Origin of the sequence: Marinobacter sp. M3C (assembly GCF_023311895.1) — a bacterium.
In the GTDB taxonomy this organism is placed as follows: domain Bacteria; phylum Pseudomonadota; class Gammaproteobacteria; order Pseudomonadales; family Oleiphilaceae; genus Marinobacter.
On sequence record NZ_CP092284.1, the window covers coordinates 1,616,032 to 1,643,008 of the forward strand.

The following is a 26,977-nucleotide window of genomic DNA, read 5'->3' on the forward strand; positions in this document are numbered from 1 at the left end:
GTTAGCACACGACAGACTACCCAACGCTACCATTGTTGCCAATCCTTCATGCCACAACGCAAACAGACTGCTAAGATTTATACAGATGCACACCGCTTTAATTATGCATCCTTTGCATATCCCTGATAGGAGATTACGCATGAGAAAACATAGCTCAATAACAATTCGTTCAGGCAAAGTGGCCTTGCTAGCAGGCCTCGCCCTGGCTCTGGGCGGCTGTGCCAGCCCCGGTGAACGCCCGGATGCCGATCTGCAAAGCGCCGAGTCGGCCTTGCAGCAAGCTGTCGCGGCCGATGCTCGGCAATACGAGCCAGTGCTTCTAAACGACGCGCAAAATAAAGTCGCCGACGCCAAAGGGCTGATTGAAAAAGAAGAATATCAGAGCGCCGAGCGCTTACTGCAACAGGCCTCGGTAGATGCGCAGTTGGCCGGAGCCCGCGCTGAAACCGCCAAGGCCCGCCAGGCGGTTGAAGAAGTCAATCGCAATATTGAAGCGCTGCGCCAGCGCATTAATCAGAGCCAGTAATCGCCATTGCCAAAGGGGACAGTGATGAAACAACGCAACACAACGTTAGGTTTGGCCATAGGTTTATCGGTATTAATGACCGGCTGTGCTTCCACACCACCACAAAATGCGAAAGTAGACGAAGCCCGTGCCTCCTACGACCGCATCAAGAATGATCCTGCCGTAGCCCGTAGCGGCGACACCCAGCTGCGCAGTGCGCGGGACCAGCTCAATCGCGCGGAATCGCTGTTGAAAGACGGTGGAGACAGCAGAAGTATTGAACAGGCGGCGTACTTGGCCCACCGCCACGCACAAATCGCCAGCCAGCAGGGAGAGAAGTCAGAACTGCAAACTCAGATTGAATCGGCCGAAGCGCGCCGCAAAGAACTGATGCTGGCAGAGCAGACCGGCGATGCCAGTGCAGCCCGCAGCGAAGCAGAAGCTGCCCGCCGCGAAGCAGAAGCGCTACGCCAAAGCATGGCCGAATTGCAGGCAGAACAAACCGATCGTGGCATGGTGCTTACGCTTGGCGATGTGCTGTTTGATCTGAATCAGGCCGATCTAAAATCAGCCGGCGAACAGACTGTAGGTCGCCTGGCAGAATTCATGCGTGAATATGAAGACCGTCGGGTGAGAGTTGAAGGCTATACCGACAGTACCGGCGCTGAATCTTATAACCAGCAATTATCCGAACGCCGCGCTGAATCAGTACGCAACGCACTGGTCAATCGGGGCATCTCCTCCACTCGGATTGAAAGCAGAGGCTATGGCGAGCAATACCCGGTGACTGGTAACGACAGTTCATCCGGGCGCCAGCAAAATCGTCGTGTTGAAATTGTCATTTCCGATAAAGACGGGAATATTGATACCCGGGAAGACTGAGAAACTAAATTCGTAATAAGCCGGCTCAAGGAGGCCCTCAAGTCTGCTTTAAAACGGCTTGAGGGCCTGTTCTTTACCAATACCGCGGTGCAGGCCGGCCAAACAAATCAGTATTAACATTGAGCCCCGAAGTTTCCAGCTTCGAGGCTCAATGCAATCATGACGAACTAATGTAATCGCAAGTAGCGTTACCCCACAAAAACAGGGGCTGCTACAAAGTTCCAGATAATCACCGAACCCACGCGGGTAGCGACCAGAATAACAAGAGCCACGGTCAGCAATGCGCCGCCATAAAATACGGCTCTGTCCTGATCAATACCCATCACGATAGGAAGCCCGTCATACATCAACCAGCCGCCGTAACAGGCGGCCGCCAAAAACACAAGGGCATTAAACCAAGGCACCGGGTACAACAAAGCGAAGCCGGCCAGGAACATGGGCGTGCAAGAATACGCCGCCAGTGCAATACCGTTAGACGGCGTTATCTCTTCTTTGGCGCCGTAGGTTTTAGCCATCCAGTTCACGGCATAACCCAGTGCAAAAACGCCCACCAGCATAGCAATATACGTTAGCACACTGAGTTGGGCCGCGCTGATCTCGGTCAGCTTGACAATCCTTTCGCTGCCCACTTTCCAACCAAAAATAGCCGTTGATATATAAGCACAAATCGGCGCTATCGCGGCCAGAATCACGACATAGGCAACGTAAAGCCGGCGGGGTGTTTCGTGCTCGTTACGAATGGAAGCCCACTCTGCATCCGGTTTCGTGAATAATCCAAAAGCGTGTGAAAGAAGCATTAGCACCACCTATTATTGTTACTGTTGTTGTTTACGAGAGTATATACGACACTTCCGATTCCGCCAGATCAGCGGCGATTGAAATTGGAAATTAAAGTTCACCCCTTATCGTCGCATAAAAGCCTGTTGGAGGATGCCATGACAGAAATTCGCCTGAAACGCGCCTACGATGACGCTGCCAATTCCGACGGGCCACGCCTGTTGGTAGATCGTATATGGCCCCGGGGGGTTAGCAAGGAAGATGCGAATATTTCAAATTGGCTGAAAGAACTGGCTCCGTCTACCGATCTCCGAAAATGGTTCGATCACGATCCAGAGAAATGGGAAGAATTTCAGAAACGCTACCTGGAAGAATTGAAGTCTGCAGACAATGATTCGCTTACAGAACTCAAGCAATGCGTTCAGCAGCACAAGCGACTTACCTTGGTGTTCGCCGCCAAAGACACGCAACACAACAACGCCGTGGCACTGAAGGCATTCATAAAAAACGGTGACGTATGACGAAATAAAGTTCGAAAGTTGCTGCTCCAAAAGGATCCAGAAAAAAGGGGACAGATTTGAAATCTGTCCCCTATCTTGTTTTCGCCGCCTTATGCCTGGTCTATGTCGGGCCGCGCGCTCAGGCGCCGATCACCCCGTTGTCGTCGCGGGTAACGATGACGGTCGCATCCCGCGGGTGATCGCCTTCGGTGCCAAAGGGCCAGTCACCAGCCGGATGCTGAATATTCACAAACATGGTTCTAACGTCCGGCGTAGTCACAACACCGGTTACCTCACAACCCTGAGGCCCCACAAAAAAGCGCCTGATGTCCCGGGTTGCGGGGTTAGCCGCCAACATCATGTTGTTCTGGTAAGGCGCAGCATCAGAGCCATCGGTCTGGATCCAGAGACGGCCATTGTAGTCAAACCACAGGCCATCCGGGCTGTTGAAGATATTGTCATCCGTCAGCGACACCACAACTTTCCCATCTACGATCGTCTCTGTACCCTGCTCCCCAGCAAACACAAAGATATCCCACTGAAACTCAACCGCGGCAAAGTCATTATCGGCCTCACTCCAGCGAATGATGTGGCCCGTGCGATTTTCTGCATTGGGGTTGGCCGCATTCACCTGCTCTTCCGTGCGTTGCGAGTTGTTGGTCAGGGTGAAATAGACTTCACCGGTGTTCGGGTCTACCGCGCCCCATTCCGGGCGGTCCATCGGCGTCGCTCCGGCAATGTCGGCGGCGAGGCGCGTATTCAGAAGAACATCCGCCTGATTCTCAAAGCCCTCGAACAGAACGGCACCCACCGATGAACCTTGTGCAGCCTGCACGCGGGCCGCAAAATCCAGGTTATCAAGCGACAGCGAGAGCCAGTCGCCCGAGCCGTCTTCGTTAAAACGTGCGACATACAGGGTGCCTTCATCCAGCAGATAGCCGCTGGCGGTTGACGCATAATAGGGCCGTAAAGAAACAAACTTATAGATATACTCAAAGCGGGAATCGTCACCGGAATAGCAGACAACCGGCTTACCGTCTTCAACCGGCGCGAAAATAACGCCCTCGTGCCCAAATCGACCTAGAGCTGTGCGTTTCTGAGGTTTGCTCTCCGGCGTAAACGGATCAATTTCGACCATATAACCAAAGGTGTTTGCTTCGTTCCGATAGTCGTCTTTAGCGCTTGCGGCCGCGGGGGTGATGTTGAATCGAATGTACTGATCCTCGCCACCGTCGGCCAGTTCCCAGTCGTAGCGGGTAGCACTACCAACACCGTGACGGGTCTGCTCCCGTGGCTGCGTTTGCGAGCCGTTCGCAAAGTAGCCGTGCCAGTTTTCCTCCGCCGCAAGGTAGGTTCCCCAGGGCGTAGGGCCCATCGAACAGTTGTTCAGCGTGCCCCGTGTCTGGGTGCCATTCGGGCTGAAGCGGGTTGACAGCTTCTGGTAACCACGAACCGGCCCGCGGATATCCATTTCTGTATTGCCCGTCACCCGGCGATTGAAAGGGCTTCCAAACACGATGTCCCAGGTGCCCGCACCGTCTTGCTTTATATGCACCACCGACACGCCGTGCGCGGCTATTTCCTTGCGCACTTCATCGGCCGGGCGCATGCCACTCTGGTTATAAGTGGGGCCGTCAGGGTGCAGGGCTTTCTGGTTGATGTATTCATGGTTCATTACCAGCAGCCCCTCATCAGAGCGGTTGCCGCCAGCTTTGAAATCAATCGGGAAAAAGTGCATGCCATCGTGGTGCATGCCCACCTGCTGCTCCTGCTCGGCGCCGGAGTTAGACGCGTCAGGCCAGAATTCCGGGTAAGACCCGGTAATTGGAGTTCCCCAGGGCAGGAAAGCTTTTGCCGAGTAGCCCGCAGGCACAACAACATTATTGGCGGTGGATACGGCGATCGCGTCAAAGCCAAGGGCCGTCGTACTAACGTTATCGCCATCAGGGTTTGAACCCGCACTAGCGCTATTGCTATCGCTGCCGCAGCCTGCAAGGCCGAAACCCATGATGCTGGCCAACGCCGCACCAACGCCGCCTTTCATCAGGGTACGGCGCTGCACACGTGCATTCAGCACGTCATCGAATACTTTGTTGCCCGAGTGATTTACAACCGGCTCGTAATCGGGGTCCAGATACTTGGAATCAACGTTGTGCTTCGCCATGTTATGCCTCTCCTAGTTGCTCTCGATCATCAAAAAAATAGATGTTGTCAGGAACACAGTGTCGGAGGGAGATATGACAGTGCGGAGACAGTCAAAAAAAAAAGCATGAGTGAGTGACAAGCACGCCCTACGCACTTGGCTCAGACACATCCTTTTTACTCGCACCTTTTTCACGAGCAATGTCCTGCGCCCATCGGCGTTCTTCTGCATCGGCATCAGGAGTTTCCGGCTCGGAGCGCCTGTCCGGCACATATTCAAGACGTGTCAGCAACGGGAAATGATCAGACCCAATGTCTGGCAAACGACGAATGTCTTTTACCGTAAAGTGCTCACTGTGAAAGAGGTGGTCTAACGGCCAGCGCATAAAAGGGTATTTCGCGTGGAACGTACTGAACATGCCCCGGCCAACCCGCGGATCCAACAGCCCGCTGATTTTACGAAACAGCCGCGTGGTGGGTGACCAGGCCACGTCATTCAGGTCGCCGGTCACGATTGTAGGCTGATCATCGTCAGCAACACTTTGCGCCACAATAATAAGCTCGGCATCCCGCTCTGAAGACTCTTCATTTTCGCTGGGGCTGGGTGGCGCCGGGTGCAAGAAGTGAATCCGCACTTTATCGCCAGACCTAAGCTCTACCAACCCATGCATCGACGGAACTCCGTCTTCAACCAGGTATGCTTTCTCCGCCTCGTGCAGTGGAAGCTTGGAAAAAACGTGCATGCCATACAAATTATCCAAGTGGCGTGTACGGCAAAACCCGCCAAAGCTGGCTGGCCAGGCAAAGCCCTGTGGCAGCAATCAGCAGCCAGCTAAAGGCGCTGCTCAAGTCTAGAAGCGCCAGCTGACAAACAATAACGAGCAATGCCACCACGGCGATCTGCAATCGCGGAAAATCGAACCCACGAACGCTCCAGTGCGGGTTCCGCCATAACGGCAACAGCGTTGCCAGCACGATGAAAACGGTAAAAAAAACAAGAGTCAGAGTCATTAGGCTACAATTTCACATGAAATGAAGTCGGTTATATCCTGCGCGCCCCTGCCGTGCCTGTCCATGCTCAACTTTGCCAAACCGGGGACAGATTTGAAATCTGCCCCCTACCTTATACTTCAAGGATCGCACGTCCATGAAACAACGCTTTTCCCGACACACATTTTTGACAGCATGGCTGGCCGGGATTTTTCTACTCTGCTTTTCGACGTCATCCATTCTTGCCGCAGACACCGACAAAGCTACTGAGCCGGCCCCAGAGCAAACGGAAGATACGCCTCAGAAGCCAGAAGAAGCCCGCCCGGCCGTGCAACCTCAGCTGCAGGCCGGCTCAGATGCAACTCCCGAGATTGAACTACCCGACGCCGTTAACGCCGATATTCAGCAGCAAGTCCGTGCGTTGGGCCTCTCACTGGAACAGCGCCGCACTGCCGTCGCATCCAGCCGCCAACAACTGATGTATGCCGAATCATTACTCAGCCGCCTGAAAGACGAATACGAAAGCTTCGAACTGACGCTTGAAACCGCAGGGCTGAACCTGACGTCTAACTATGCCAGCCTTTTAAAGCAGCGGCTTGAACGGCTTCAGCGGCAGAGTGTTGCCAGCGATTTAATTGAAGGCATACAAGACAAACTCTCCGCGGCACGGGAGGAACAACTCAAGCTTGAGGAGTTCGAAGCCATTACCGAACCTGGCGACGATGTTCGTGGCCAACTGCGCAGCCGCCGATCGGACTTACTGCGAGCACTCCACAAATCGGTTACCGAGCATATCGACGTTCTGAATGATTATTACGGCACCGTGACAGCACTTCAGAACCAGGTACTGGAATACCAGACACTTTTAAAACAACGGCTGTTCTGGCTTCCGAGTGCCTCGCGGGTGGGCACCGAAACATTCAGTGAGCTTTATCAGGCAATTCAGTGGCTGCATTCGGAACTCAAATATGCCCCGTTTAAAGAAGCCGTTTCCACGTCGCTGGCTGAACGTGCCGGCCGCATTGGGCTAATCGTGTTGCTGCTTATCATACTGACCATCAAACGACATGCGATCATAGAAAACCTGGGCGCCAACAGCCAGTTTATCGGCAATGTTGGGCATGACCGCACAGCCTCTACACTGTTGGCGCTGATGAACAGCGTTCTGCTGGCGCTGCCCGGCGTTCTTGTATTCTCCCTGGCGGCGCTTGTACTTATGGAAGGCACCGCGTTCTTTTCGGCGTTATCCAAAGGCTTTACCGCGGCCGCTTTTATCATGTTCCTGCTGGCGTTTATTCGTAACGTTGCCCGTAAACAGGGGCTGGGCGAAAGCCACTTCCACTGGAACACCAGCTCCCTGCAGGCAATTCGCCAGGCACTCCCTATCCTTATGGCGTTTGTTATACCTGTTGCCATTGTGACCACCGCTTACAGCTCAACCCCCGAGGGCGCACAGTTTGATGACAGTCTCGGCCGCCTGTTGTTTACGGTGGTATCTGTTGTGCTGGCAGTATTCGCTCAGCGCATTATGGCCGCCGTAAGAGCGCACAAACCCCACAGCCGATTTTTGCATTTCCTCCATATCATCGCCGTTGCTACACCGCTCGCGCTGGCCGCGGCATCGCTGGTGGGCTATCACTACACCGCCCTTCAGCTTGAACGCAACCTGTTCATTTCTATTTGCTGGCTGGCGTTTAATGCAGTGCTTTATTACCTCGGCTTACGAGCGCTTTCCGTGCGTGAACGCAGGATCACTCTGGAACGCCTGGTAGAACAGTGCGCGGCCGAACACAAAATAGCGGAAGCCAAAGAAGCAGCAGACACGCCCGGCGACGCACTTCCACTGACTCCGGATATGCCAGAAATGGATCTTGCAGACATCAGCCAGCAAAGCTCTTCCCTGCTCCGGGTTATTATGTCTGTACTGGCCCTGACCGGCCTCATGTTTCTATGGGCCGATATTATTCCCGCCCTGCAACTGTTCAACGACATCACCCTGTGGACCATTGCAACAGAGCTTGACGGTAGTGACCCACTGCCCATCACGCTGGCGGATGCGCTGCTGGCGTTACTGATTGCGGCGGGTACCGTTATTGCTGCAAAAAACCTTCCGGGAACGCTGGAGGTCACCCTTCTGAGCAGAATGCACCTTCAACCTGGCTCTGGTTATGCCATCACAACCATTACCACTTATATAGTCGTGCTTCTGGGCGTGTTGTTCTGCCTAGGGGTGATTGGTGTTCAGTGGTCCAAACTGCAGTGGCTGATCGCGGCCCTCGGGGTTGGCCTTGGATTCGGGCTTCAGGAAATCGTCGCCAATTTTGTGTCGGGCATCATCCTGCTTTTCGAGCGCCCTATTCGGGTGGGTGACACCGTAACGATTGGCGGCATTACCGGCACTGTGTCACGCATACGCATTCGCGCAACAACCCTGGTTGATTGGGATCGAAAAGAACAGATCATTCCTAACAAAACCTTTGTAACCCAAGATTTTACAAACTGGACACTGTCAGACCCGATTACCCGAATCGTCGTGAAGGTGGGTGTCGCCTATGACTGTGACATAGACCAGGTTCAAGCCATACTCACCGAGGTAGCGCAAAATAACGAGCGCGTTACGGATGACCCGGCACCGTCGGCTTTCTGTGTCGGATTTGGCGACAGCTGCATTAATTTCGAGGTTTGGGTGTTTGTAAAAGACCTGTTAGTAGACATGATGCCGCTGTCTCACGAACTTCACGCGTCCATCACAAAAGCCTTAACCAAAGCGAACATAGACATTCCGTTCCCGCAGCGTGACATTCACGTGCACACCCGGCCGGAGCCGAGCTGAGCTTTGAATCCGGGGACTAAATCGGGGACAGGTTTCAAATCTGTCCCCTACCTTGAATGTGAGCGACACTTCAGCACTCATGGCGAATGGACGAACTATACTGTTGAGCAAAGAAAACCGAAAAAGATGACAACATTCAATATGGCATAGGAGCGGGCATGGATATTCACGCCGAATTGCATTCAACGATTCAGGATCTTGTTCAGCCAGGCAAGGGTATTCTTGCTGCGGACGAAAGCCACCCGACTATCGCGAAACGCTTCGATGCGGTGGGTGTTGAATCTACAGAAGATAAACGCCGGGAGTACCGCAGCCTGATTTTTTCCACACCCGGGCTTGGAGAATTCGTCAGCGGTGTGATTCTTTTTGAAGAAACCCTGGGTCAGAACAGCCTGAACAATGCACCGATCACCCAGCTGTTGGAAAGCCAGGGAATTGTGCCGGGCATCAAGGTAGATACGGGAAAAAAGCCCCTGATCAATGCTCCGGGCGATGAAATAACCTATGGCCTCGACAGCCTGGATGACCGGCTGGAAATCTACAAGAACCAGGGCGCCCGTTTCGCCAAGTGGAGGGCTGTGTACAACGTCTCTAACACACTGCCCTCACGCCAGGCGGTGGAAGCCAACGCTGAGATGCTGGCCCGGTATGCCGCGTTATGCCAATCCAAAGGTATTGTGCCCATTGTAGAGCCAGAGGTGCTGATTGATGGTAACCACACCATCGAACGATCTGCAGAAGTAAATGAAGCCGTGATTGCGGAGGTTTTCAACGCCCTGCGCCGCCACCGCGTGCAACTGGAAACCATAATTCTGAAGCCCAGCATGGTAACGCCCGGCAAAGCGTGTGCGAAGGCATCTCCGGCAGCAGTAGCAGAAGCCACTTTGGGGGTATTACGCCGAGTTGTTCCGGCGGCCGTCCCGGGTATTAACTTCCTCTCCGGCGGACAGACTCCCGAAGAAGCTACCCTCAACCTGAACGCGATGAACAGCCTTGGCCGGCAACCCTGGAGCCTGAGTTTTTCTTATGGACGTGCCCTGCAGGAACCGGCACAGAAAGCTTGGGCCGGCAAACTGGACAACAAACACGCTGCCCAAAACGCCATGCTCAAGCGAGCCAGGCTTAACGGCGCGGCCAGCTCTGGGGAGTATAAAGCGGAGATGGAAAGCTGAAATCAGTTATCGCCGGTTGCAAAAGCACCATATCTTGTGATCGCAAGCTATGGTGCGCCCGCTCCACGAGACACGCACGGGAGTTTTTACCAGATCCCAGAGCAGCCCCCTCATCTGTTTCAAGTTTTCAGACGGTTCAGTTCTCCATCCAGTATTTCAACTTCATTATCCAGAGATTCGCCACTGCCCCTTAGCCTTTGCGCCAGTTCACGCAGGTCACTGGCGGCGTCACCAATGGCGGTCAGGTTGTGGTTAATTTCCTCGCTCACGGAGTTTTGTTCTTCCGCTGCAGTCGCCACCTGGATCACATGTTCAACAATAGTGTCTATGCGCGTTACGACAGTTGCCAGTGAGTGATCCGCCTCGCGGGTACCCTCAACCGCCATGGTCGCCCGATCGACACCGGCGTTAATAACGCCAACCGCCTGTTTCACGTCCTGTTGCAGCCCATCAATCATCTGGCTTATTTCATCTGTTGATTGCCGTGTGCGCGAGGCCAATGTGCGCACCTCATCCGCCACAACCGCAAAACCACGGCCCTGCTCACCTGCCCGCGCCGCCTCAATAGCAGCGTTCAGAGCCAACAAGTTGGTTTGCTCGGCAACACCCCTGATAACATCCAGAATCCGGTTAATCTCATCACTGCGACTGGCGACATGACCGATAGCCTCGCTGGCCTCAACCATATCACCTGCCAGCGCACTGACACCCTCAACGGCGGAACCAAGAGTGGATTGAGTAAAGCGGATACCGTCCTGTGCCTTGCGCGCATTCTCTGCTGACTCGCTGGCAAACCCGGCGACCTCGCCAGCAGCGGCAGACATCTCATTCATCGCCGTGACCACGCCGTCTACTTCACGATGCTGTCTGGCGGTATTCTCTTCCGTGTCACGGGCTATAGTCCCCACATCCGCTGCCTGCTGATGAACGCGAACATTCACCGCTTTCAGATCGTTGATCATATCCCTCAGACGCCTGAGAAAGGTGTTAAAGCCACCGGCAAGGTCAATCAACTCTGCATGGGTATCAATATCAAGCTCACGGGTCAGATCACCATCGGCGCTGCTGAGATTGTTCATCCGGTCGCGGATTTCATCCAGTGGCCGGACCACCGAGCGAACCACCACAATCAGCAGCAATACCGCCAGAATTGACACGATAATACCGACCAGCAGTTGGCGCTGCGCCGTGGCCGCAACCTCTTCAGAAAGCAAGGTGGTAATTTCATCCAGCTCTGCCAGTGCTGTTGCGCGCGGCAGTTCAACCAGCAAAGACCATTCCCCTCCCGTATCCGTTATATGAACTGGGTAAGAGACCGCCAGTGTTTCACCGTCATCATAACGCCCACCGGAACGGTGTAGCCCCGCCATTTCACTCGCCAGTTCCGGCATTACCTCCGCCAGAGGCCGAGCCAGCGCATCGCTATTGTGGCTGGCCGCAACAATGAGCCCCTGCTCGCTCAATAAGGTGACCCTGGATTGACCGTCATAAAGCTGCTGACTGATCGCTTTTACGGTTTTTTGCAAAGTTTCTAGATTAATATCCACACCAACGACGCCGGCAAATTCTTGGCCATTCATAATAGGAACAACAAGAGTCGTCATCAGTTCAGTGTAGCCCTCTGCAATCTCGTAATTGTAAGGCTCCATTATGCAGGCAGTTTTGGTCTCCATAGGGCAGAGGTACCACTCTGCTTCACGAGCACCAAACTCGTTCAGGGTTTCATCGTATTTCTCTTCAGGATCTTCCACCCGCTCCAGCTGAACGTTGCCTTTGCTATCCCGAATATAGTAAATTTCCAACGTGCCTATATCGGTACTGTGGTCATCAAGGCCGTCGTTAAAGTATCGGTCCAGGCCGTCATAAGCATTCGGCTCAAATTGTGCGTACATAGCACTGAGGTAACCCTCCGATGTCAACACGGCACGCACCGCATCCGATAGCCCGCTGCGACTGACCTGCGATGAACTGCCCGCAGCGATGTTTTCTTCAATAATACTTCCGACCACATCGGGCACTTTGAGCGCGGCATTGAGCTGACCGCTAATTTCCTCCCCATACTCACCGGCGGTAGCGGACAGACGATCCATTACAATCCTCTGTACCAGCTGACTGGTTTCTGACACTAGGCGACCTTCCATCTGGCTGAGCGACACTTGTGCTGTTATTACCATGCTGACACCCATCACCAGCAACAAGCTGATAACGAACACGTACAGTTTGAACTTGAGCGATAATTTTTTCATATCCCAGGTAACCTTTCGGGCGTTAATAGAGAAGTGTTGGTTTCGTGTAACGGGGCGTTGCCTTAGTTATTGTGGTTATTGTGGTTCTCGTGCCCGCGCATAATCGTGACTAGTAGCCCTGGAGTCTGAGTTTTCTTAGAAAAAGAAATGCCGAATCATTTGCGCCAAAATCAACACGGCCATCAGCGGGAAAATGAACCGCGTGAGGTTGCCATAATCACGCGATTCACCGTTCGGCGCATATTTCTCAACCAGCGGCAGAATAACGATCAGCGCCACAAACAGCGCCGCCAGTATGATCAGTAGTGTTTCCATAATAAAAGTCCTTGAATACAGGATGTTGGTGGAGACAGATGTCAAAAGTAATGACCAAGAGTGTTTATCGTATATAATCGCGCGTTTTTGAGGGAAGAAAATGCTCAAAACACCCTATTACCTGATCGATAAAAGCAAACTTCTGCGCAACCTGGAAATCATTGCCCGGGTGCGGGAAGAATCCGGTGCCAAATCCTTGCTGGCGCTCAAGTGCTTTGCCACCTGGGGTGTCTTTGACTTGATGCAGGCGTACATGGATGGCACAACATCTTCTTCTCTCAATGAAGTCAAACTGGGTAAGCAAAAATTTGCAGGGGAAACACACGCCTACAGTGTCGCCTACGCTGATGATGAGATTGAAGAAGTTCTGGCTCACAGCGATAAAATCATCTTTAACTCCATCAGTCAGCTGCAGCGCTTCTCTGAGTCATCTGCAAACAAAACCCGGGGACTGAGAGTCAATCCCGGTGTCAGCTCCTCGGATTTCGCCCTTGCCGATCCGGCCCGCCCGCACAGCCGCCTGGGTGAACACGACCCGGAAAAAATCGCTGGCATTCTGGATCAGGTCTCAGGCTTCATGTTTCACAACAACTGTGAAAATGCCTCCTTCGAGCGCTTTGATGAACTTCTGCAAGTAATCGAAACACGTTTTGGACACCTGCTGGAAAAAGTCAGCTGGGTCAGCCTGGGTGGTGGCATTCACTTTACCGGAGAAGGCTATCCTCTGGAGCGTTTCTGCCAGAGACTGAAGGCCTTTGCTGAGCGATATGCTGTGCAGGTTTATCTGGAGCCCGGCGAAGCCGCCATCACCAACTCTACCAGCCTGGAAGTCACCGTTCTTGACCTGCTCAACAACGACAAAGACCTGGCGATTGTTGACTCATCTATTGAAGCTCACATGCCGGATCTATTGATCTACCGGGAAACCGCAAAACTTAAGCCCAACCGTGGTAATTACACGTATCAGGTTTGCGGTACATCTTGCCTGGCCGGTGATATTTTTGGCGAATTTCAGTTTGAAAAGCCCTTGCAGATCGGTGACTGCCTCTCTTTTCAGGATGCAGCCGGCTACACGATGGTCAAGAAAAGCTGGTTTAACGGCGTGAAGATGCCGTCTATTGCGGTTAAACAACTGGATGGGCGTATCGAGCTCGTAAAGTCGTTTAACTATGAGGATTTTGTGCAGGCATTGTCGTAGAGTTTGCCGTGGGCGGCCTGAACTGACAACATCTTGCTCCCAACAAATGAACAGTGATTTTAAAATTGGAGTTGTGTCTGGAAATGAAAAAAAATGTCTTGATTATCGGAGGTGGGGGCGTTGCTCAGGTGGTCGCCCATAAATGCGCTCAGAATAACGACGTTCTGGGCCAAATCACGCTGGCTTCACGTACTCAATCCAAGTGTGATGCCATTGTTAAAAGCGTGGAAGAAAAAGGCAGCATGAAAGTGCCCGGCAAAATTCAAACCTTTGCGCTGGATGCCCTGAATATCCCCGCCACTGAAGAACTGATCTATCAGACAGAATCTCAGATTGTTATCAATGTTGGCTCGGCTTTCATCAATATGTCGGTGATGACCGCCTGCATCAATACCGGCGCTGCGTACCTGGACACCGCCATTCACGAAGAGCCGGATAAGATTTGCGAAGAGCCGCCCTGGTACGGTAACTATGAATGGACGCGCAAGGATGAATTTGCAAGGGCCAAGACCACGGCCATTCTAGGTGTGGGCTTTGATCCGGGTGTCGTTAATGCCTATGCCAAGCTGGCGGTTGATGAATATTTTGACACGGTTGATTCCATCGACATTATCGACATCAATGCCGGGGATCATGACCGTTATTTTGCCACCAACTTTGATCCCGAGATCAACTTCCGTGAATTTACCGGGCGCGTTTGGTCCTGGCAGAATCGCCAGTGGACCAAAAACAAGATGTTCGAGAATAAGCGCACAGATAATCTGCCTGTGGTGGGTGAACATACCAGCTACATGACCGGGCATGATGAAATTCATTCACTGTCCAAAAACCTGGATGTGCCCAACATTCGTTTCTGGATGGGTTTTGGCGAGCACTACATCACGGTATTTACGGTACTCAATAGTCTGGGTTTACTTTCTGAGCAACCCGTGAAAACGGCAGAAGGCCTAGAGGTGATTCCCTTGAAGTTGGTGAAAGCAATTTTGCCCGACCCTTCTTCCCTGGCACCGAATTACACCGGTAAGACGTGTATTGGTGACCTGGTCAAAGGTCAAAAAGATGGCAAGGAAAGGGAGGTCTTTATTTTCAATGTGGCCGACCATAAAGACGCTTACGAAGAAGTGGGCAGCCAGGGCATTTCCTATACGGCAGGTGTTCCACCGGTAGCTGCCGCCCTGTTGATTGCCGATGGCACCTGGGATATCGGCACCATGGCCAATGTGGAAGAACTGCCACCCCGACCTTTTCTGAACCTGCTTAACCAGATGGGCTTGCCCACTTGTATTCGTGATGAAGCCGGTGAAAGGCCGCTGACTTTTTCCTGAGTTATTTTTAAATAAAGACAAAAAAGCCGGCTATTGCTGGCTTTTTACTGTTTAGGCTTCCAGTAAACAGGGCTGTGCCTGTCCATGCTCAGTCTGTTAATCACAGCCGGCCGTGCAGCCACCGTCTCCGTTGAACGCGATAGTGCGTCCGCTCAAAGGAACATGCACAGGCACGTTCACCAGCTCTTTGAAACGGGCGGTTCGCGAGCCCTGCTCCAGCTTACCTCCTGAAGTTGCCGGCTCATTGGCATGGGAAGCAATAACGGCTTTCGGCTCAATCAGTTCATTGATCACGTAGGCTGCTTCTTTGGGCCCGGTGGTGTAGGTGTCCCCAATATTCATTACCACCAGCTCGGCACCGTAATAGTCTTTCACCACCAGTTTCTGCTCGGCCGTAATGCCGGTATCCCCCGACAGATAAACCACCAGGCCGTTTGAGAAAGTCACCACGTAACCGGTTGGCGGCCCAACATCGGCACTAACGCCTGCGGCTTTCAAATATTCCGCCAGCGGGCCGGTAAGAAACGAGGGTGAAACCCCGTTGCTGTGAAACGCCGGCACGGTCGTAAAGCGCACGCCACCCACTTCCTGCTCCCCGCCAAAGCGCACCAACATGGAGTTGGCGGGGTCGCCGCCGGCGGCTTCAAGTTTGGCGGCGAAAAATGCCGGCATTTCGCTACCGGTTACAATCTTTGCCTGCTTTTTCACCGCAATGTCTACGGTGTTTGACTGCGGCAAGGTCACCACCGGGAACTCCGGCCCACCACACGTGCCGGCGTTCGTCTCCTTGATACGGCGATCCCCCACGTGGTCGCCGTGCATGTGCGACACCAGAATCACGTCGATATTGCCGAGGCGGGGGTCATCAGGGCCGGCTACGGTGCGGCCAGCGTCATAAAGAATGCGGGTACCGTTGGGGTCTTCAAACACCATGGCCCGGTCCAGGGCACAAAACTCGCCATCGTGACTTCCAAGGGGCGTGACTTTTACATCACCTTCTGCAGCCATTCCGCCAGGCACTAAGCCCAACGACAGGCCCAACGACAGACATAGCCCACCAGCAAGTCTTTTCAAAGCTCCGAATTTCGATTGCGTAAACATGAAATATTCCTTCCACGTGGTTTTTGTGCGACTGGCAACAACAGTTACGACAACGCAGCCGTCACCTATCAGCATAGGCTATGCTAGACAGGTTCTTAAGATAAGGGACAGATTTAAAATCTGTCCCTGGTTCCCACTTTTCAATCGCATCAACAAGGCCGCCAACACCATGCCCACCCACAACAACGATACAGTCAGCCAGCTGCTTGAATTGCACGTGAAGCATGAGGTTGCCTCACTGAAGGGCGCAAAGCTTCGCAAGTTTTTGAGGCAGGAGGTTAGTGAGCTTCTTGATCACGCGGGCAATATCACACTGAATCGTATCGCTTCGGAAAACCAGGTGGCAGAAACCCTTCAGCGCGTTGTTGTGAATATGGAGCTAGACGCAGGCGTTCCAGAGCTGGCGGCTGAGATGGCAACCGAAGTTCTAAACGCGCCGATTCAGGAAACAACCACTTTGGGGGAAATTGTCACCCAAGACCAAGTGACCGGCTTTCTGGATGCGACGCTAGAACTAAGGCACCAACGTGAGCGGATAATCAGTGAGATTATTGCACACCCGATTTACCAGGAGCTGATTTCAAACATGGTGTACCACGGCGTGGTTAACTACCTGTATGAAGACAACCTGATTACCAAGTCGGTGCCCGGCATTGGTTCGATGATGAAATTTGGCAAGCGCATGGCGAACAAAGCTGTGCCAGGACTTGATGAAACATTTGAGCGCCGTTTGAAAGCGTGGCTCGCAGAGAGCCTGCCCGGGCTGATCAGCCGTAGCGAGCAATTTTTGCAGGGCGCGATATCAGACGATGAAGTGCGCAAAACGGTTTTGGCTGCCTGGGAAGATGTGGAAGATAAAACGCTTGCCGAGCTTCAAGGAGGGCTGGGCGCTGTTCAGCTAAAGGAGTTTGTGGCGCTGGGCTATGAGTTTTGGCTGCAGTTCCGGAAAACCGACTATTTTGACGGCTGCACCCGAGCCGTGGTTGCGCACTTTTTTGTAAAGTACGGTGACCGACCACTGACCGATCTGCTTGACGATCTGGGCGTTACCCGTGAAGTCATCATGGCAGAAGCGGACGCCTGGGCCATTCCGGTGATAGGCGTGCTTCAGGATGAGGGTTATATCGAGGCCCTGATGCGGCGGCGGCTATCCGCTTTTTACAAATCCGCAGCGGCACGCAAGGTTCTTCAGCCGAAGTCCTAAAGATAAGGGACAGATTTGAAATCTGTCCCTTGTTGAATTGACTGTGCCTCGTCGCAGCGTTCTATTCCGGTAGTGTCGCCGTTACCTGAATGGATTCATACCAGGTGGCCAGATCCTCAATCTCGGTATCCGTCAGATTCTTGGCAACCACGGTCATCATTTCATGCTCTCGCTGACCGTCACGAAAGCGCTTGAGCTGGAGCTCAAGGTAGATCTGACTTTCGCCGGCGATGTTGGGTGCAATGGGAATTTTGGCAATACCATCAAGGCCGTGGCAGGTCTGACATTGTTTTGCCAAAACCTTGCCTTTACCGGGGTCACCCGCATGACTGGCGGGAGTGGCGATGACCATAATAGCAGTCAGGCCGAGAGTGAACAGCGGTGCCGAATAGCGCATAAAATATCAGTCCTGGGAATAGGCCAGGGGCATTACCGCCCCTGGCATCGATACGAACCGGGCTAACTTAACCGGCCGCTGTTACTCGCCGGTGTAGGCAATCCGATAGATAGCGCCTGCCAGGTCATCTGACACCAGCAAAGAGCCGTCTTTCAGTTGTGCAACATCCACCGGGCGCCCCAGATACTCGCCATTATCCGTGAGCCAGCCTTCGGCGAAGGGACGGGGCTCACCAGTCATGTTGCCCTCAGCGTCTACGGGAGTGAACATCACCCTTGCACCGACCGCTTCGGTGCGGTTCCAGGACCCATGCTGGGCCGAGAAAATACCACCCTTATACTCTTTCGGGAACATATTGCCGGTGTAGAACATCATCCCCAGGTCTGCTGCGTGCGCAATGGTCTTGCTAACAGGGTAAACCACATCGGCGGGCGGCTCATCCCCCTTGTATTCAGCTGTGCGAACCTCGCCACCCCCGTAGTAGGGAAAGCCGAAATTCTGACCCTGCGCGGTCTGCCGGTTGATTTCGCCCGGTGGTATATCATCTCCCATACCGTCTACCTGATTGTCGGTAAACCAGAGATCGCCGGTTGCAGGATTGAAGTCCTGGCCAACGGAGTTACGGACACCCAGAGTATAGACTTCCCGGCCAGTACCATCCTGATTTATGCGAATAATGCCGCCGAGCCCCTTAGACTGATAGTCATCCCACAGATTTTTGGGTGGCACATTGTGGGGCTGCCCCAAAGAGATATAAACCTTGCCGTCTGGCCCCACATCGCAAACGCGCGCAGTATGGTTATAGCTAACGTATTCCTCTGGAATCAGCTGACCACCGGCGATCAGCTCTGCGGCGACAACATCCGTGCCCTCATAGAAAAACTCTGCTGCGGGGTAGGCTAGAACGCGGTTTTGCTCCGCAATGTACAAGACACCCTGAGGGGAGAAGCAAGGCCCGTTGGGTACTTTCTTCGAAACGGATGGCGCAAAATTTTTCACCTCGTCTGCTACCCGATCTTTGTCCCGATCAGTAACCACCCAGACTTCTGTTTTGCGCGTACCCACAAACGTCGCCACCCCCTGAGGACCCACTGCCATATGACGGGCGTCAGGCACCAGAGCATAAAGGGTGATCTCAAAGCCTTTGGGTACTGAAACATTTTTCAGTATGTTGCGGATAGCGTCCGCGCTGCTGCTATTCTGATCAATGGTGGTGAATTCGGAATCGCCCGTGACCTTGAACTGCCCAAGTGTCTTCAGCGTCTCGTCGGTTGTTCCCTGCGCCTGAATCTGTGTGGCGACAAGCAAAGTAGTAAGAATCACTAATGGTTTTTTTATCATTGTAAGTGCTTCCGCTGTGTGGTTTTTAACCAGTCTTCGAGATCTGAGTTAAGGCGTCGGCAACATGGGTGTCAAGAATTCACGGTGAATAACTGGTCAGACCACCTATATGACCTGGGCTCGAACATTCAATGAGAGAAATTGAATCTGCCTATCCATGAAATCAGACCGTAGAGCAGGCACCCGTTTTACCAGGTAGGTTTGTTTACGCTCATTAGAGCCGTAGGCGTGCAGTGCACTGATAGCAACGTCTGTAGCACCGCCGGGTAGCCCCCTGCCAGCCAAATACACGGTGGCAAAAAAATCAGGTTTTGCTGTACTATTCCGAAAATGGCGACCGAAGTATTTAGCATTCCCAATAGCGACAGGCCCAATATGAAAGTGAAGAGCACGGGTAAAAAGGCGCTGCAAAGCTTATCAGCCTTGGTCACATTTATTATTCAAAGTTCGCCTTGAAAAGCACCCAGCCTTCACCCTCCCTGACGAGTGGCTCAGTCTTAGCCCACATGATAAGGCTATCAATCCCGGCATCAATGGGAATGGTGTTCAACACCTTGTACAACCTCACAGACATCTGGTTCGCGGGCTACCTGGGCGACGATGCCCTGGCGGGATTATCAATAGCTGGCAGCGTGTTTTTCCTCTTACTCTCCATTGGTCTCGGGATACAGGCGGGTGCGTCCGCCATGATTGCGCCGGGAGTTGGGCGAGCCGACATAAAAGGTGGCACAGAGGGTGGCACAAGTGAGGTCAAGCGCTGGATCGACAACGTCAGCGGAATAGCGATTGGATTCAGTCTTATATCATTTTTGCTAGGCGCTTTGGCGGCGCGACCATTGGTCGTATTACTGGGAGCAGAGCCGCACATTGAGCCATTAGCCATGGAGTATTTGTGGGTAACTTTGGCAGGCTCTATCGGCTTCACGCTCTCTTTTGGTGCCGCGGGTGCTTTGATGGCCCTGGGCGATACTAAGTCCAACCGCAACGCACTGGGCATTGGTTTTTTTGCGAACTTTGCATTAAACCCACTTTTCACGTTCGGCCTTGGGCTTGGCGTGACGGGCATAGCGTTAGCGACCGTTATTATTAAATTGGCGACTGCCTTTTACTTGTTACGGGTGCTTGCTAAACGGCTGAACATACGCATAAGACCGGCGTTCGACTGGCCTCGGTGGCAAGCTTTGCTCAAGCAGGTGCTGCCAGCCAGCTTCAATACACTCACCATTGTTCTGGGTGGCTTCATTACCGTGGCGCTCATTGGGCAGTTTGGCAGCCATCACGTGGCGGGTTACACCGTGGGCTTGCGACTTGAACAACTTTTATTGTTGCCCGCACTAGGCTTAAACAGTGCGGTTATGGCGATTGCCGGCCAGAACCTGGGTGCGGGCAACAATTCGCGTGTGGCCGAAACTTATCAAAAGAGTTTGTTAATCGGACTGGCTATGGCACTGGTTTCAATACCTGTTATGTATTTTTTGTCTCCGCTTATGATGGGTTTTTTCACCGACACCGATGCCATCAAGAACACCGGCGTAACCTATCTCAGGATCGATGCTTTAGCGTTTTATGCGTATGTGGTTTTGTTTCAAAGCGTGGCGGTGCTGCAGGCAATGCGCAAGCCCATGTTCCCGATGTACCTTGGTATTGCGCGGCAACTGGTGATACCTGCGGTTATTAATTACGTGCTGATTGTGCTTTGGGGCTATCCCATGGTTTCCATGTTCTACACCATCGTGATTGTGGTGATGGTCAGCTCTGTGGTTGCGCACTTTTATACTAAGCGGGAAATTAGCAGGCTACCTCGGACTGGTTCGCTCCCGCGCCGACTCTCAACCCAGCAGACTAAGCCCAAACCAAAAGGCCGAAGCCCCCACGATTAAGCTATGCCTGTCCAGAGTTATTTGTCCCGCCGCCCAGGTGAGGCCTTCCGTTGTACGATGAATGTCTCCGGCGAGAATAACCACATCCGCGGCCACATCAGGCAGATCGCGACCTTCCTGAAAACACTCAACGTGCAAATCCGACAATATTCGCAAACGCATAGTCTTATCTCCTTGGAAAACCTGGATTCTGCCGATCTTAAAATTTAGTCCAAAACTATTACAGAAAATAAATCTGCCCCGGTTTTCTCGTTCGCGGGCTCACTCAGAAGTTGCCAGCGTGCGGCTGCGGCGATGACCTTCTCAGCGTTTTTTCTGTGATGTTAGTTTGACCCGACAAGAGGCAGGCTCATGTTGCGCACCTGTAATTGATCGTCGGTGCCAAGTTACTCCTCTATGCGGCGTCATTCGAATATACTCCTTATATGGCCACATCTGACGTTAATCTCCACCTACGAAGCTATGGTAATGAAGGAAAACAACATTCCCATGGCCACCACCAATTGGTGTTGCCCCTGCTGGGTAAGCTTTCGCTGTCTATAGACAAAACCGAGGGTGACGTTGAACGGAACCGGGCCGCTATTATTCCGTCCGGAAGTGACCACGGGTATTTTGCATCCGAAGAAAATCGATTTCTGGTAGCTGATGTACCAGAGGCCCTTGCACCTGCATTGGAGCGGCTCCCCTTCTTTGTTGAGCTGGATTCGGCATTGCTTCACTACGTCCAGTTTCTGCACTCCCAACTGGTAAACGGTGCGGTGTCATCTCACACACAGCATCAGATGTTACTGTTGTTGATTCAACTTCTACAGGAACGCCACGGCGACAAACTGAACCTGGACCGGCGAGTATCTGCGGCGAAGCAATTTATTGACGATAACTTCCACAAGAAAATTAGCGCCGCCGAACTCGCGACTGTTGCCCATCTGAGTATTCGTCAGCTTAATGAGTTGTTTCGTAAACAGATTGGCATGACTCCTCACCATTACCTGACCGAGCTACGTATGCAGGAGTCCTGGCGATTACTGGAACAGTCGGATCTCAATATTCAGCGAATTGCTGACGCTGTAGGGTACGGCTCACTGTCGTCTTTCAGTGATCGCTTTTCCTGCCACTTTGGAAAACCACCAAGTCATTTTCGCCGAAAATCGAAATAACGCTGCCGTAATTAGAAAGCAGACGACCCTCGACTGATCATAAACTTCGTCCCCTGTAGGTTATGAACTGATTGTTTTCAGGGGAAGTCATGGCAACCATTATTGCGGCGACGTGGATAGGCTCGATCTCTGTATTTTTGTGGGGAACGCTTGCGTTGTTGACCAAGCTTTCCGGTGGGGACATTCCGGAATTTCAGCTGATGGCGATGACCTTTGGCATTGCATTTCTATTGATGTGCGTTCGCTGGTTCCGCGCTGGCCATGGTGGGACCCGGTATTTACGTCAGCCACTTTTGGCCTGGTGCATCGGGGTTGGCGGTCTGTTCGGTTACCACTTTGCTTATTTCAAGGCCATGACGCTGGCTCCGGCGATAGAGGTGAGTTTGCTTGCCTATCTCTGGCCGTTGTTTATCGTTCTGATGTCCTCATTTTTGCCTGGGGAGTCCTTGCGAAAACAGCACGTTATGGGTGCCATGCTCGCCCTCCTGGGATGCTGGTTGTTGATCGGAAGCAATAGCAGTGGTTTTACTATGGGCAATCTCGACGGTTACTTGATTGCCTTTAGCTGCGCGTTGATCTGGTCGTCTTACTCCGTTTTGTCCCGGCTGGTAAAGAGTGTACCGACCGATGCAGTAGGCTGGTTTTGCGGTGTGACCGCTGTTCTGGCCCTGCTGTGTCACTTGGTGTGGGAAACAACGGTATGGCCAACGGGATGGGTGCAATGGGCTGGCGTGTTGGGTCTTGGTCTGGGACCGGTCGGTATCGCTTTTTTCACGTGGGATTATGGAGTGAAGCACGGCAACATCCAGTTGCTTGGTACTCTGGCTTACAGCGCTCCGCTCATTTCAGTGGTATTGCTGATCGTCGCGGGTTATGGCAATGCCACCGGTGCGGTTCTCGCCGCCAGTGTTCTGATTGTGCTGGGTTCCCTGATCGCCGGTAGTGCAAAGCGTCATCCGCTGCCCGAATCTGAAACCGTTTATTGATCAATCTTTGTTCTGGAGGAACTGAATATGATTAGTTGGGATGACTTTGAAAAGGTAGAACTAAGGGTTGGTACTGTCATCGAGGTAGAGGATTTTCCTGAAGCACGAAAACCTGCCTACAAGTTGAAGGTGGATTTCGGTCCTGAGGTCGGTGTTCGTAAATCCAGCGCACAGCTCACTGAGCTATATGACAAGGAAACGCTTAACGGCAAGCAGGTGCTCGCCGTCACCAATTTTCCTCCCAAACAGATCGGTCCGTTCGTGTCTGAATGTCTGGTTACCGGAGTGCAAACAGAAGTGGGTGCAGTAGCATTGGTAACTCCGGATTTCCCGGTCGCAAATGGCAAGAGGCTCTTCTGATTATTGTCAGCCTGAAACATTGGGCAACACCATTGCTGGCTAGCGTTCGCAAATAGATTGGCCGTATATGCTTCTCTCTTTGAGAGTCCGGCCATCATTAGTACGGTGTGCTGGCTGACACTTACTTGTTACCCAATTTTTTTGGCTCAAGCTAGATACTGAGATTTTTACAGTAACCATAGAATGGAAGTGCCAGGAGGGAAGGCCTCAGCCGTACACGCAAAGTTACGCTATTTTTGTGCATTTGCTTCGAAAATAATCGTACAAAAGCAGCTAAGCAATACATTCTGTTTAGCTCGGCTTGTGTGCTTTTAATACATGGAGTTAGACAATGAAAAATAACACTTATTATGTTGGCAAAGATGGAAGCCAAATAATGAATACTGATAATTTCAGTAAAGAAATTGTTAGATATTTAAATTATGAGCAAGCATACATATCAAAAATTTTATCTAAAAACATATATGGAACTTTAATTGAGCTGGGGTGTGACGAGGTTAGACTTTATGATTGTAGCGCCATGAACGGGGTTAACTATATTGGCGTAGATATTCGAGACAGCCTTAAGCCATGCATCGATGAATATCTTTCAAAAAATAGTCATGTTGAAGGTAAATTTATTAACTCCTGCTTATCTGATTTTTATAAGCTACTAAATATTGAATTAGTCCCTATTTTGTGTGTATTTTCATTTAATTTAATTGGGAATTTAAATGAATGTAAGTCTCAGATACACAATTGCTACACCCATGGCTTTGACGTTGTTATTTCCCAATTCAACACGACAGATAAGGCTAAAGAAATCAGGCTTGATTATTACAAAAGATGTGAAATCTCACATATTTTTTTAAAGAAAACTGACGAAGGCGATGTATTTAGAGGCCTAGATTTTGAATCTAAATCTTATACTAAAAGCTTTATTATTGAAAGCTGCACTAATGTAGGTTTCAAGCATATTGATAGTTATGAATCTGAATTGATTTCTATTCATTATTTTTCAAAGAGCGCTGGCGATGAATGAAATATATCCAATTTTATGGCTTTAATTGGTGTTTTGCCATGGAACTTCACGCCAACAATATAAAAATTGGTGTAACTATTCAGCTCAAAAAAACTGCGAAAGTTCTTGACAGGGTTTTTGCTTGAATCTTCCCGCTTTATCGGCATTCGTACCGATGCCACCACGCAGGCCATAGCCGACGGCATAAGGTCTGCTGAAGGGCTCTACTAACCGATTTCGATCACGGGACGGCCTCAGCTTTTTAATCGCCTCAGAATGGCCCTCAGAGCCAAAAATGTCGCTCTGAAACCCCCTGCGATAATGGACGCCTCACAAAGCCATCCAGGTGCGGGCAGACATTGAAGATAGAAAATATTGACGTTGATTCGGCGATCGGATCCGTCAAAAAACTTCTCGAGAAAGAGCGCGATCTGTCGCCTTCACTCAAGGCAGCACTGGAGGTGTTGCTCCTTTTGGTGGCGATGCTCCTCAACCGCACCACACTCAATAGCAAAAACAACAGCAAGCCGCCCTCCTCAGATCCGAACCGAGAGAAGTCCTCCAGAAAGGGGGAGCGCACTAGAAAGCCTGGTGGCCAGAAGGGGCGTATCGGAACGACCTTGAAGCCAGTCAATGACCCGGATGCGGTGAAGGAACTCAACGTCGATCGACGCTCTCTGCCAAGAGGGCGGCAGTACCAAGAAGACGGTTATGAGTAAGCGCCCTTAAATCGACCCACTTGCCCTCAGTCGATCTGCGGCACTTTTTTTGAGGCCCGCTCCATTGTTAAACTATGCCTGTCCAGAGTTATTTCTCTACAACACCGAACCTTATTCCGCAACGGACATTCGGTGTTGCGCGTACTGGCCGGCGATGAACCGCCTGAGCAAAAAATGTGCGGCATCGAAGAGGTCGACGCCGCCATCAGCTTTCATAAAGGGGCTATTGAGGAGGATTAATTAATCCGCAGTCGCGAGCTTTTGCATACCTGTGCTGTAAGCAACCACGGCGTCGTTTACGACCTCTTTTGAAAAGCCCATCTGGGCCTCAATACGAATGGTGCCGTTCGCCGCTTGTGTGACATCGTGTGATCCAATACCCAGTGTGCGCTCAAGCACTGTGACCCGCTCATTGTGCTGTAAATCAATCACATTAATTTTTCGGCTACCCGCTTCCTGAACAACAGCGTATGGCCCTTGGGGCGATGTCATCCAGTCAACACGCCAGAAATAATGCCCACGATTGCGTGTGCCATCTTGGCGATACAGGCTTTCATAGGAATCAAACGACGTGCACTTGTTAACAAGGTCATTTTGTCGCGTGCAGCCACGGCCAACAGAAACATCTTTATCGTCGGTGCTAATGTCCAGCTTCACCACATCGCCGGTTTGCGCGTTCCAAAGCATATAACCATCGGCCTCAGACAACCCTACCGTCTCGCCCAGCGACCCCATAAGATTTGTAAGCCCGGCGATACCCTTGGTTTCGCCTTCATTCTTTTCGAGCAGCAAATAACCGGTTGAGCCAAAATCACCTTTTTGCATAGCCGTAACGTGGTAATTATCAGGAGCCATAACCGATGTCACCGGATTGCCCGGCTTATAATGGAACGCTGAGGTGTTGCGCGTGATCAACACGCCCTCAGATGTAAGAGTAATATCGTCGCCGGTCAGCTTTTTATCCGTTACGGAAGTAAAAGAAATATTCTCTGCGTTCCGCACTGCGAAACCAAGCGTTACAGGCTCGGACAAATTAGCGCTGAATAAATACTTGACCGTTATCTGGTTTTTTCCAGTCTTCAGGGAATAAACAATATCTCCGGTTAACGCATTGGCTGTGAATCCCGTAATCTCGCCTTCAGGATCGAGATACGCAGCTCCACCAACTATTAACCCATCACGCACGCGTCGAATTTCAAGCGATGACTCGCCTCCACCCACCGCCGTAATCCGATCAGCAAGCTCCTGCTCGCTCATCGCGTTTACCGGCTCTGCGTGCTGAATAGGCTTCGCCGCTTCGCGCTGAAATGGCTGCGGGGTACCGGCGCTCATCCGCGCGATGAAGGCTTTTTGCATTTCCGCCACAAGCGCCTGTTGTTCGGCCGTCATTGGCCGCTGCGAACTCGCACAGCCCGCCAGAACACCCATTGCGACGAGCACAACTAAAGCCTTTGTTTTCATATCTCTCTCCTTAGTCAGAGAAAAGCAGGTTCATTGGTTTGGGCGGAAAATAATATAGTGCTTTTAGCGGAGTCGCCTCTCGGTTTTTGTAACGTTTTGTTGAATGCCTCATGCAAAAACACATATTGACTGTGCCTGTCCGTTATCAGATCTTTAGAGTCCCCTGAACGGCATAGGCGCATGTATGCCAATCGGCATAGATGATTTGAATCACTTCTAGTTTGAGAGTATGGACAGAGAGTACGGACATGCCTGTCCATTACGAAATTGTAGCCTTTGGGTTTTGGTGGGTTGATCGCGGTGGCGGGGAATGTTTTTTCTTGGAAATGGAACTCGCTGCGCTCAAACACCCATTTCTGGCGAAAAAAATTCCCCACCACCCCGCTCTGTTTTGCAAAGTTGATATCGTTTTACTGACTTGATTCAAACCAAAAAGCCGGAGCAACTTGCTCACCGTAGAACACATCGCCCCTAAAAAAGCCACGC

23 protein-coding genes and 2 pseudogenes are annotated in these 26,977 nt (G+C 51.9%); 14 read left to right on the top strand and 11 right to left on the bottom strand.

Annotation, left to right across the window (positions count from 1 at the left end):
- Positions 1-139 precede the first annotated feature (139 nt).
- Together MIH18_RS07375 and MIH18_RS07380 are read left to right on the top strand one after the other, a co-directional pair.
- On the top strand, positions 140-526 hold the full coding sequence (locus MIH18_RS07375; RefSeq protein ID WP_249007864.1) for a DUF4398 domain-containing protein: 387 nt from the start codon (positions 140-142) through the stop codon (positions 524-526).
- A 24-nt stretch (positions 527-550) separates the two neighbouring features.
- The gene (locus MIH18_RS07380) at positions 551-1,387 is read left to right on the top strand and encodes an OmpA family protein (protein ID WP_249007863.1); all 837 of its coding nucleotides are present in this window, start codon (positions 551-553) and stop codon (positions 1,385-1,387) included.
- A gap of 188 nt (positions 1,388-1,575) precedes the next feature.
- Here the strand turns inward: MIH18_RS07380 and MIH18_RS07385 are convergent, their stop codons facing one another.
- On the bottom strand, positions 1,576-2,184 hold the full coding sequence (locus tag MIH18_RS07385; protein WP_249007862.1) for a Yip1 family protein: 609 nt from the start codon (positions 2,182-2,184) through the stop codon (positions 1,576-1,578).
- A 138-nt stretch (positions 2,185-2,322) separates the two neighbouring features.
- Here MIH18_RS07385 and MIH18_RS07390 point away from each other — a divergent pair, with 138 nt between their 5' ends.
- Positions 2,323-2,685, top strand: a complete 363-nt coding sequence (locus MIH18_RS07390; protein ID WP_249007861.1) for a DUF488 domain-containing protein — start codon at positions 2,323-2,325, stop codon at positions 2,683-2,685.
- Between the two features lie 118 nt (positions 2,686-2,803).
- Here the strand turns inward: MIH18_RS07390 and MIH18_RS07395 are convergent, their stop codons facing one another.
- The 3 genes from MIH18_RS07395 to MIH18_RS07405 all read right to left on the bottom strand — a co-directional run bounded on the left by MIH18_RS07395 (position 2,804) and on the right by MIH18_RS07405 (position 5,817).
- Positions 2,804-4,828: a PhoX family phosphatase gene (locus MIH18_RS07395; RefSeq protein WP_249007860.1), complete on the bottom strand. Its 2,025-nt coding sequence runs from the start codon at positions 4,826-4,828 to the stop codon at positions 2,804-2,806.
- A gap of 127 nt (positions 4,829-4,955) precedes the next feature.
- Positions 4,956-5,549 (bottom strand): endonuclease/exonuclease/phosphatase family protein, encoded by a 594-nt coding sequence (locus MIH18_RS07400; protein WP_249007859.1) that lies wholly within the window; start codon positions 5,547-5,549, stop codon positions 4,956-4,958.
- 10 nt (positions 5,550-5,559) lie between these two features.
- Complete coding sequence (locus tag MIH18_RS07405) at positions 5,560-5,817, bottom strand: hypothetical protein (RefSeq protein WP_249007858.1); 258 nt, start codon at positions 5,815-5,817, stop codon at positions 5,560-5,562.
- A 136-nt stretch (positions 5,818-5,953) separates the two neighbouring features.
- On the opposite strand from MIH18_RS07405, the gene MIH18_RS07410 reads away from it, so the two are divergent.
- Together MIH18_RS07410 and MIH18_RS07415 are read left to right on the top strand one after the other, a co-directional pair.
- Positions 5,954-8,629 carry a mechanosensitive ion channel domain-containing protein gene (locus tag MIH18_RS07410; protein ID WP_249007857.1) on the top strand — a complete coding sequence of 892 codons (2,676 nt, stop codon included), beginning with the start codon at positions 5,954-5,956 and terminating at the stop codon, positions 8,627-8,629.
- Between the two features lie 158 nt (positions 8,630-8,787).
- Entirely contained in the window at positions 8,788-9,801 is a 1,014-nt protein-coding gene (locus tag MIH18_RS07415) for a class I fructose-bisphosphate aldolase (RefSeq protein WP_249007856.1), read from the top strand.
- A 119-nt stretch (positions 9,802-9,920) separates the two neighbouring features.
- Here MIH18_RS07415 and MIH18_RS07420 read toward each other — a convergent pair whose 3' ends face one another.
- Positions 9,921-12,047: a methyl-accepting chemotaxis protein gene (locus tag MIH18_RS07420; RefSeq protein ID WP_249007855.1), complete on the bottom strand. Its 2,127-nt coding sequence runs from the start codon at positions 12,045-12,047 to the stop codon at positions 9,921-9,923.
- Positions 12,048-12,182: 135 nt separating this feature from the next.
- Positions 12,183-12,362 (bottom strand): hypothetical protein, encoded by a 180-nt coding sequence (locus tag MIH18_RS07425; protein WP_249007854.1) that lies wholly within the window; start codon positions 12,360-12,362, stop codon positions 12,183-12,185.
- 100 nt (positions 12,363-12,462) lie between these two features.
- Here MIH18_RS07425 and nspC point away from each other — a divergent pair, with 100 nt between their 5' ends.
- Complete coding sequence (gene nspC, locus MIH18_RS07430; RefSeq protein WP_249007853.1) at positions 12,463-13,560, top strand: carboxynorspermidine decarboxylase; 1,098 nt, start codon at positions 12,463-12,465, stop codon at positions 13,558-13,560.
- A gap of 83 nt (positions 13,561-13,643) precedes the next feature.
- Positions 13,644-14,885: a saccharopine dehydrogenase family protein gene (locus MIH18_RS07435; protein WP_249007852.1), complete on the top strand. Its 1,242-nt coding sequence runs from the start codon at positions 13,644-13,646 to the stop codon at positions 14,883-14,885.
- A gap of 96 nt (positions 14,886-14,981) precedes the next feature.
- Here MIH18_RS07435 and MIH18_RS07440 read toward each other — a convergent pair whose 3' ends face one another.
- Entirely contained in the window at positions 14,982-15,986 is a 1,005-nt protein-coding gene (locus tag MIH18_RS07440) for an MBL fold metallo-hydrolase (protein WP_249007851.1), read from the bottom strand.
- 169 nt (positions 15,987-16,155) lie between these two features.
- Between MIH18_RS07440 and MIH18_RS07445 the strand changes: the two genes are divergently transcribed.
- On the top strand, positions 16,156-17,190 hold the full coding sequence (locus tag MIH18_RS07445) for a hypothetical protein (RefSeq protein WP_249007850.1): 1,035 nt from the start codon (positions 16,156-16,158) through the stop codon (positions 17,188-17,190).
- Between the two features lie 61 nt (positions 17,191-17,251).
- Here the strand turns inward: MIH18_RS07445 and MIH18_RS07450 are convergent, their stop codons facing one another.
- Both MIH18_RS07450 and MIH18_RS07455 read right to left on the bottom strand, forming a co-directional pair.
- Positions 17,252-17,587, bottom strand: coding sequence for a cytochrome c (locus MIH18_RS07450; protein WP_249007849.1), 336 nt, complete (start codon positions 17,585-17,587; stop codon positions 17,252-17,254).
- An 81-nt stretch (positions 17,588-17,668) separates the two neighbouring features.
- On the bottom strand, positions 17,669-18,928 hold the full coding sequence (locus MIH18_RS07455) for a PQQ-dependent sugar dehydrogenase (RefSeq protein WP_249007848.1): 1,260 nt from the start codon (positions 18,926-18,928) through the stop codon (positions 17,669-17,671).
- 533 nt (positions 18,929-19,461) lie between these two features.
- Here MIH18_RS07455 and MIH18_RS07460 point away from each other — a divergent pair.
- The gene (locus MIH18_RS07460) at positions 19,462-20,808 is read left to right on the top strand and encodes an MATE family efflux transporter (protein ID WP_349293797.1); all 1,347 of its coding nucleotides are present in this window, start codon (positions 19,462-19,464) and stop codon (positions 20,806-20,808) included.
- Positions 20,809-20,838: 30 nt separating this feature from the next.
- Here the strand turns inward: MIH18_RS07460 and MIH18_RS24030 are convergent.
- Positions 20,839-20,970, bottom strand: a pseudogene (locus MIH18_RS24030) (metallo-dependent phosphatase); the annotation flags it as partial.
- 263 nt (positions 20,971-21,233) lie between these two features.
- Between MIH18_RS24030 and MIH18_RS07465 the strand changes: the two are divergent.
- The 5 genes and pseudogenes from MIH18_RS07465 to MIH18_RS07485 form a co-directional block, all read left to right on the top strand.
- On the top strand, positions 21,234-21,965 hold the full coding sequence (locus tag MIH18_RS07465) for an AraC family transcriptional regulator (protein WP_249007846.1): 732 nt from the start codon (positions 21,234-21,236) through the stop codon (positions 21,963-21,965).
- Between the two features lie 89 nt (positions 21,966-22,054).
- Positions 22,055-22,951, top strand: coding sequence for a DMT family transporter (locus MIH18_RS07470; RefSeq protein WP_249007845.1), 897 nt, complete (start codon positions 22,055-22,057; stop codon positions 22,949-22,951).
- 21 nt (positions 22,952-22,972) lie between these two features.
- Positions 22,973-23,311, top strand: coding sequence for a tRNA-binding protein (locus tag MIH18_RS07475; protein WP_249008948.1), 339 nt, complete (start codon positions 22,973-22,975; stop codon positions 23,309-23,311).
- A gap of 331 nt (positions 23,312-23,642) precedes the next feature.
- Positions 23,643-24,332, top strand: a complete 690-nt coding sequence (locus MIH18_RS07480; RefSeq protein ID WP_249007844.1) for a hypothetical protein — start codon at positions 23,643-23,645, stop codon at positions 24,330-24,332.
- 338 nt (positions 24,333-24,670) lie between these two features.
- A pseudogene (locus MIH18_RS07485) lies at positions 24,671-25,024 on the top strand (DUF6444 domain-containing protein); the annotation flags it as partial.
- A 246-nt stretch (positions 25,025-25,270) separates the two neighbouring features.
- On the opposite strand, the gene MIH18_RS07490 reads toward MIH18_RS07485, so the two are convergent.
- On the bottom strand, positions 25,271-26,491 hold the full coding sequence (locus MIH18_RS07490; RefSeq protein ID WP_249014238.1) for a hypothetical protein: 1,221 nt from the start codon (positions 26,489-26,491) through the stop codon (positions 25,271-25,273).
- Between the last annotated feature and the right edge of the window lie 486 nt (positions 26,492-26,977).